This is a genomic window from Streptomyces sp. WM6386, from assembly GCF_000972385.1.
In the GTDB taxonomy this organism is placed as follows: Bacteria; Actinomycetota; Actinomycetes; order Streptomycetales; family Streptomycetaceae; genus Streptomyces.
The window spans coordinates 1-1,888 of the sequence record NZ_JXTE01000169.1; the positions used below are offsets into that span (position 1 = coordinate 1).

Below are 1,888 nucleotides of genomic sequence, written 5' to 3' on the forward strand. Positions count from 1 at the left end.
CCTGGAGGGTGAGCAGTCCGAGGTCGAGCATGGTCTCCAGGGCGACGGCGGTCTCCGCCGCCCCCAGTGGCGACACCTTCTCGGCGGTGGGGAGGGTGACACCCCCCTGGAACAGGGCGAGTTGGGCCAGCAGTGACCGCTGCGGCCCGCTCAGGCCGCGGCAGCTCCACTCGGCGATCGCGAGGGTGGAGCGCTGCCGCGCCGGTACGTCGACGGGTCCCGGCAGATGACTGTCGCCGCCCCGCCGCAGCCAGCCGAGCAGTTCCTGCGGCGGATACAGCCGCAGTCGGCGCGCGGTGAGCCCCAGGAGCAGCGGGATGCCCTCGAGCAGGTTGCAGACGTCGACGACGGCCCCGACGTTCTCGGGTGTGAGCGCGAAGGCGGGGTTGGCCCGGCGGCCGCAGCGGACGAGGAGCTGGACGGCCGGATTGGCCTGGACGTCGGCGACATCGGCTTCGAGGAGTTCTCCCGGAGGCGGCAGCGGGGGCACCGGCAGGACGCACTCGCCGTAGATCCGCAAGATCTCCTGCCCGGTGGCGAGGACGGTGAGCAGCGGTGTGTCGGCGAGATGCCGTGCGAGCGCCACCGCGAGCTCGCCCGCGACGTGCTCGACCCCGTCGAGCAGCAGCAACGTGCGTTCCGTGATGTCCCGTACGGTCTTGTCGATGCTCTCGAGCATCGACTCCAGGTCCAGACAGGCCGGCAGATCGACACTGTGGATCCCACCCGGGAACAGCTCCGCGACCCCGGCCGCGGCCTCGGCCGCCAGCCGGCTCTTGCCCACCCCACCGGGCCCGGTCAAGGTGATCAGCCGAACAGACGGATCCTCGAGCCTGCCCTGAACGCCGATCAGATCGAACTCCCGGCCCACCATTTCGGCCGCCGGTCGGTACGTCCACAGATCCGTTGACATACGTTCCCCCGTACAGCCGCCCGGCGCCGCATAGCGCCGAATTCAGGACATCCCACGGTGCGTGCGCCCGATTCCGGGGGCCCCTTCCCGTGCCCCGTCCCACCGAGCCGTGCTTCGAGAATCGCTGGACACGCTTGAACACGACTCAAGACGGGACTGAGACGACGTCGCGCGGGGGTGCCGGAAACAGGCCAGTCGTGCGTAGGAGTCGGCTCCCGGGCGGTCGAGCCGAGCGCGGCCGACGGTCGTGGGAGTGGGCGTCGCGCTCGACGCGTACGAGCCGGCTAGGAGCGGTGTCGCTCGTCGCTGGCGAAGAAGAAGCCGAAGGCGGCACTCGCGAGTGCGACGACCGGGGTGAACACCAGGCTCAGTTCGCGGTAGGCCTCGGTGCTGAAGTGGGTCCAGTGGTTCAGGACCAGGGCGGCTGTGGGCATCACCGCGATCACGGAGACGAGCCACAGCATGCCGACCGCAAGGGTCCGGCGAGTCTCGTCAATGATCTTCTTCGGCTTGCCCTCGCGTACAGCGGCCCGGGAGCCGGGCGCCGGTAGTTCGTCCTCGACGAACTCCGGCTGGGCGATGCCGGGGGGCTGGTCCTCGGACAGCTCCGGCGGCGAGCCTGCGTCCGCGACGGCGGGAGCGCCGGGGGCCCGAACGATGAAGGTGGCCTCGTTGGAGGGCGACTCGTCCTCCGAGAGCGTGTCCAACGGTTACTCGTTCTCCTCGTGAGTGTGGGCTATCGAGATCGCGGGCCCGATGCGCAGGAAGCTGTTGTCCGTGGAGGGGACCTCGTCCTCCCACAGACTGACGGGCTGGGAGGGCCGCGATGCCGCCTCGGCACCTTCGGTCACTTGTGATCACCTCGCCCGCACATGCAGATCCGCACCCGTCGAGGGGGGCCGAGCCCGCACGTCACCCTGAACGCGGGGGGCGGCAGCTCTTCCTGGAACTCGTCGCGCAGCGGCCGCTGCCTCA

2 protein-coding genes and 1 pseudogene are annotated in these 1,888 nt (G+C 70.2%); all 3 read right to left on the reverse strand.

What is annotated here, in order from left to right:
- Positions 1-913: pseudogene (locus TN53_RS40395) on the reverse strand (hypothetical protein); the annotation flags it as partial.
- A 284-nt stretch (positions 914-1,197) separates the two neighbouring features.
- Positions 1,198-1,620 (reverse strand): hypothetical protein, encoded by a 423-nt coding sequence (locus tag TN53_RS40400; protein ID WP_046263857.1) that lies wholly within the window; start codon positions 1,618-1,620, stop codon positions 1,198-1,200.
- 3 nt (positions 1,621-1,623) lie between these two features.
- Positions 1,624-1,764: a hypothetical protein gene (locus tag TN53_RS47635; RefSeq protein ID WP_159038256.1), complete on the reverse strand. Its 141-nt coding sequence runs from the start codon at positions 1,762-1,764 to the stop codon at positions 1,624-1,626.
- Positions 1,765-1,888 lie beyond the last annotated feature (124 nt).